General features: G+C 34.9%; 6 protein-coding genes. 3 read left to right on the top strand and 3 right to left on the bottom strand.

Annotation, left to right across the window (positions count from 1 at the left end):
- Nucleotides 1–11 precede the first annotated feature (11 nt).
- Nucleotides 12–242: a hypothetical protein gene (locus WOCAOBSORBRA_RS05545; RefSeq protein ID WP_174516103.1), complete on the bottom strand. Its 231-nt coding sequence runs from the start codon at nt 240–242 to the stop codon at nt 12–14.
- A gap of 224 nt (nt 243–466) precedes the next feature.
- Here WOCAOBSORBRA_RS05545 and nuoE point away from each other — a divergent pair, with 224 nt between their 5' ends.
- The 3 genes from nuoE (at nt 467) to WOCAOBSORBRA_RS05530 (ending at nt 2,691) form a co-directional block, all read left to right on the top strand.
- Nucleotides 467–967, top strand: a complete 501-nt coding sequence (nuoE, locus tag WOCAOBSORBRA_RS05540) for an NADH-quinone oxidoreductase subunit NuoE (RefSeq protein ID WP_010962799.1) — start codon at nt 467–469, stop codon at nt 965–967.
- Nucleotides 968–2,182 carry a tRNA guanosine(34) transglycosylase Tgt gene (tgt, locus tag WOCAOBSORBRA_RS05535; protein ID WP_151807958.1) on the top strand — a complete coding sequence of 405 codons (1,215 nt, stop codon included), beginning with the start codon at nt 968–970 and terminating at the stop codon, nt 2,180–2,182. It begins immediately after the preceding gene.
- Between the two features lie 191 nt (nt 2,183–2,373).
- On the top strand, nt 2,374–2,691 hold the full coding sequence (locus WOCAOBSORBRA_RS05530; RefSeq protein WP_010082444.1) for a WD_0736 family protein: 318 nt from the start codon (nt 2,374–2,376) through the stop codon (nt 2,689–2,691).
- 6 nt (nt 2,692–2,697) lie between these two features.
- Here the strand turns inward: WOCAOBSORBRA_RS05530 and WOCAOBSORBRA_RS05525 are convergent, their stop codons facing one another.
- Together WOCAOBSORBRA_RS05525 and WOCAOBSORBRA_RS05520 are read right to left on the bottom strand one after the other, a co-directional pair.
- A complete protein-coding gene (locus tag WOCAOBSORBRA_RS05525) occupies nt 2,698–3,969 on the bottom strand; it encodes a M16 family metallopeptidase (protein WP_010962800.1) in 1,272 nt (423 codons plus the stop codon).
- On the bottom strand, nt 3,966–4,586 hold the full coding sequence (locus tag WOCAOBSORBRA_RS05520) for a superoxide dismutase (protein WP_010082437.1): 621 nt from the start codon (nt 4,584–4,586) through the stop codon (nt 3,966–3,968). Before WOCAOBSORBRA_RS05520 ends, WOCAOBSORBRA_RS05525 begins: the two co-directional genes overlap by 4 nt.
- Nucleotides 4,587–4,846: the final 260 nt, after the last annotated feature.

The raw sequence follows: 4,846 nt of genomic DNA, 5'->3' as shown, positions 1-4,846 counted from the left end.
TTAAATCCACACTATACGCCATTATAACTCAAATAGCTTATTATACCTTTATCATTTACTTTGGGAAGTACTATAATAAGTAATTTTACTTTACTGCTCCCATTACCATTATCTTGATAGCTGAGTCCGTAAGCAACTCCATTCCCCTCAATTAATTCTACGTTTGTTGGATTAAAACCTATCGCTTCTTTAATTTCCGGTGTATTTGAGTTGATCCCGAGCAATCTTCTTAATATAGACATAATTTTATTTAAAATATTAATAAAATGCTATTATGATTACTCCTGTGTGTTAATGTCAATGAAAATTTTAACTAAAATTAAAAAATTAATATAATATTTTATACTAAAAGGTAAATATAAGCTTGAAGAGGGCTAAGAAGCTTTATGCTATTTCTCAAAAAACCAACAATTGCAATCATTGGTTCTACAGGTATAATCTGTTAAAGTTTACACGAGTCTCATGAATGATAGAAAAAGAAGAGCAGTTTAGTTTTACATCAGAAAACCTCAAGAAAGCGGGAAAGTTTATAGAGATGTATCCCAAAGGTAGAGAAGGTAGTGCTGTTATGCCTTTACTATATCTGGTTCAAGAGCAATGCGGATGGGTTTCTGAATCTGCTATGCGTTATGTTGCTGATATGCTGCATATTCCACATATTCGTGTATATGAAGTGGCAAATTTTTACACCATGTATAATTTAAAACCAGTAGGCAAATATCTAATACAAATTTGTAGAACAACTCCTTGCTGGTTGTGCAATAGTGAAGAAGTTTTAAATACCTTTAAAAAAAAACTTGGAATCAATATCGGTGAGACTACTAAAGATAATTTGTTCACTTTAAAAGAAGTTGAATGCCTAGGTGCATGCGTTAATGCTCCCGTTGTGCAGATCAATAATGACTTCTATGAAAATCTTACTCCTGAGAAAGTAGAAAACATCATAACAGAACTTTCAGGCAAATAGATGAAAGAAGAATTTTCATTCAAGAGAATCAAGCAATCAGGTTCTGCAAGAGTTGGAACAATTAAAACTCCAAATGGAAGCGTAGAAACCCCCGCTTTTATATTCTGCGCAACAAAAGCTGCAATTAAAGCTGCAGATATTGAAAGAATAAGTGAAGCTGGTACCCAAATCATACTTTCCAACACCTATCACCTAATGCTTCAACCAGGAGAGAATACTGTTGCAAAACTTGGTGGTTTGCGCAAGATGATAGGATGGAATGGGCCAATGCTAACTGACTCAGGTGGATATCAGATATTTAGCTTAGGCCACGGATCAGTTTCGGAAGAGATAAAAGGAATAAGAAAAAAACAAAAAACTTTGATCAAAATTAATGAGGATGGGGCAATTTTTCGTTCTTACATTAATGGTAAAATTTATTGCTTAACTCCTGAAAAATCTGTACAAATTCAACAGAAATTAGGTGCAGATTTAATCCTAGTTTTAGATGAATGCACTCCATTTCACGTAAGCAAAGAATACACAGCAAAATCAATGCTCATGAGCCACAGATGGGCTGAACGTTCTTTAAATGAATTTGAAAAAAACAATAATGGCAAGCAGGCACTGTATGGAATTAGTCAAGGCGGAGTGTATCAAGATTTACGTAGAGAAAGTTGTGATTTTATCAACGATTTGCCATTTTTTGGTCAAGCAATAGGTGGATCACTTGGTCAAAGTAAAGAGCAGATGCATGATGTAGTTTCTTTCACTATGGACCACCTGAAAAAAGACAGGCCTACTCATTTGCTTGGTATTGGTGGAATTGTGGACATCTTTCGCGGAGTAGAGCTTGGAATTGACACGTTTGATTGCGTGCATCCAACCCGCTTAGCAAGGCATGGTGGCGCACTTGTTAAAGTAAAAAACAGAAATTCTATTTCTTCAAAGTGCAAAGAGCATATTAATTTGCGGAATCAACGATTTGAGCTGGACAACAACCCAATTGAAAGTGACTGTTTATGCTTTACCTGCAGAAAACATTCAAGAGCTTATATACACCATTTACTGAAAGCTAAAGAGCTCCTGGCTTACACGCTCGTTACCATTCATAATATTTTCTTTATGAATAAGTTAATGGCATCAATAAGGCAGGCTATATTAGATGATAGGCTAGATCGGGAGAAAAATAATTGGATTAGTGAGATACCACTACACTGTGAATTATACACCTAGTTCATATTTTTCTACGCTTATTTTATATTCCCTAAAACAGAAAAAGCCTTCCTCTTCCTACTCTTTCTTCCTTGGCTAATCCATAGTTAGCGTCTTTTGCACATGTGCGTTGCATTTTTTAATCTTCTTTAAAAACTTGACAATACATGACAACACTGGTATGTTAAAAATATAGTTTTTGTGAGGTATTTATGGTTAACAATAAAGAAAAACATCAAATAGCGTTTTGCGTTTCAGCCGTTACATTCTTAGCTGGGTTATCATTAATCGCAACTGCAATTGCAGTGGGTACCGTACCTGCTATAGCTGCTTGTCTAGTGATAGGAGGAATTTTGACTGTCTTGTCTGGTGTGCAAGCAGTAGAAAGCTATTTATTTTTACGAAACAGCGAGAAAACTTTGAATAAACTGATAAGTAATATACGCGATGAACCAGAAAGTAAACTTTTTATAGAAAGGATTTTGCAACCGTTCATTGAACTTTTTAGTGAGCTTAAGCAACATAATTAAAGTACACTAAGCTTTAAGCATAGAAACCACTTTATCGTAACTTGGCAATGATTCAATTTCTCCAATTGCAGCTAGAGTGGTTTTTTCATGCTGAGATAACAATTCTTCTGCTGCTTTTTTTACGTTAGCAGTGGTAACTGCACTAATTTTTTCTATTAATTCATTTTTACTGATGTACCTATTATAGTTACCGTAGTAGTGTCCCAATGTTTCAGCACGTGAGCTAACACTTTCGCGTGACATTAAAATTTGGGATTTTACTCGCTCTTTCACTCTATTTACTTCTTCTTCCTTCAGATCATCTGTAGACAACTTCTTCAACTCTGTCGTTATAGATTTTAAAAGCTTATCTAAGTTACTACTGTCTGTACCAGCAAAAATGGAAAACATTCCTGTATTAGTATAGCTGGAATTAAATGAATAAACAGAGTAAGCTAATCCCTGCTTTTCCCTTACTTCCTGGAATAAACGTGATGACATTCCGCTCCCTAATATAGAATCAAGCACTTGAAACGTGTGATATTTATCGTCATGGCGAGAAACACTAGGTAGACCAATTAGCAAGTGTACCTGATCTAATTTACGATGTTCTAAATACTCACCACCAGTACAGCTCGCATTTTGGCTTTTTTTCAGCTTTTTAGAATGAATCTTTGAGAGAAAATCTTTGGTTAATGCAACAACTTCTTCATGTTCAACATTTCCTGCAACGGCAAATAGCATATTCTCACCAAAGTAATGCTCATTTATGTAATTATCTAGATCTCCTCGAGTAAAAGATTTTACAGTATTTTGCGTGCCTAAGATTGACCTACCAAATGGTTGGTCTTTATAAGCTGCCTCAAAATATTTGTCGAAAATAATGTCACTTGGTGAATCATTAGTTTGAAAAATCTCTTGTATTACAACACCCTTCTCACGTTCCAATTCATCTTCTGGAAACGTGGAATTCATCAATATATCTATTAATATATCAATACCAGTTTTTATGTCTTTCTTGAGGACTTTTGCATAATAGGTGGTGCTTTCCCTACCGGTGCTAGCGTTGAAAACTCCACCTATGTCATCAAAAGCTTTTGCAATTTCAAAGGCAGTTCTTGTCTTCGTCCCTTTGAAAGCCATGTGTTCTAAAAAATGGGATATTCCATTTTGCTTTGCACTTTCTGCTCTACTGCCAACACCAACTCGTATGCTTAAAGCTACGGAATCAATATCACGCACCTGCTCAGTTATTATGCGCAGACCATTATCTAATTTTGTTACCCGGGGTATATTCATCTCATATATTCTTCTAAGTTCTCTTCTGCAAAATCCCAATTAATCAAATGATCAAGGAAAACTTTTATGTAGTCAATTCTACGGTTTTGACAATCTAAATAATAGGCGTGCTCCCACACATCCATAGTGAGTAGTGGCACTTGGCCATAAATTATTGGCAAATCTGCATTTGGAGTCTTGGTGATTTTGAGCTTTCCTAACCTACCTTTTTCGAGCACTAACCATACCCATCCACTGCCAAACTGGCTTACTCCATGACTCGAAAATTCTTCATAAAATTTATCAAAGCCACCGATATCGTCTTGAATTTTTTTTGCTAGAAGACTACCATCTTTAGGCTTACCACCACCATTTTTTTTCATTGAATTCCAATAAAAAGTATGGTTCCAAACTTGTGCTGCATTATTAAATATAGGCAAGTTGCCGCTATTACCATGCACTTTTGTTATTAATTCCTCAATTTTTACATGTTGATAATCCGTATTTTCAACTAGCTCGTTGAGTTTATTTAAATATCCTTTATGGTGCTTATCATAATGAAAATCTAAGGTTTTTGCAGATATATAAGGCTCCAAAGCTGTTTTATCGTATGGTAATTCAGGTAAAGTAAAACTCATAAAAACCTCTTTATTTCTAACCTACTTGGATGGTAGGGCAATATATGCTTTTGTGCAACATATAATTAATAGCTAAAACATTTAGGTATCTATTGCATTATTCTAAATTATACTACAATAACGATTATTATATAAGCCATAGAAATGGATTAAATGCAAAAGTTACTTGACACCCTTCGCCAACCCCCTTATCATGAAACTGAAGCTATTTATTTATCTTCTCTGTACAGATTAAATGACAAAAAAACTCACGTATCTGG

Origin of the sequence: Wolbachia endosymbiont of Cardiocondyla obscurior (assembly GCF_902713635.1) — a bacterium.
In the GTDB taxonomy this organism is placed as follows: Bacteria; Pseudomonadota; Alphaproteobacteria; order Rickettsiales; family Anaplasmataceae; genus Wolbachia; species Wolbachia pipientis.
This window is presented reverse-complemented; position numbering and strand designations above follow the sequence as displayed.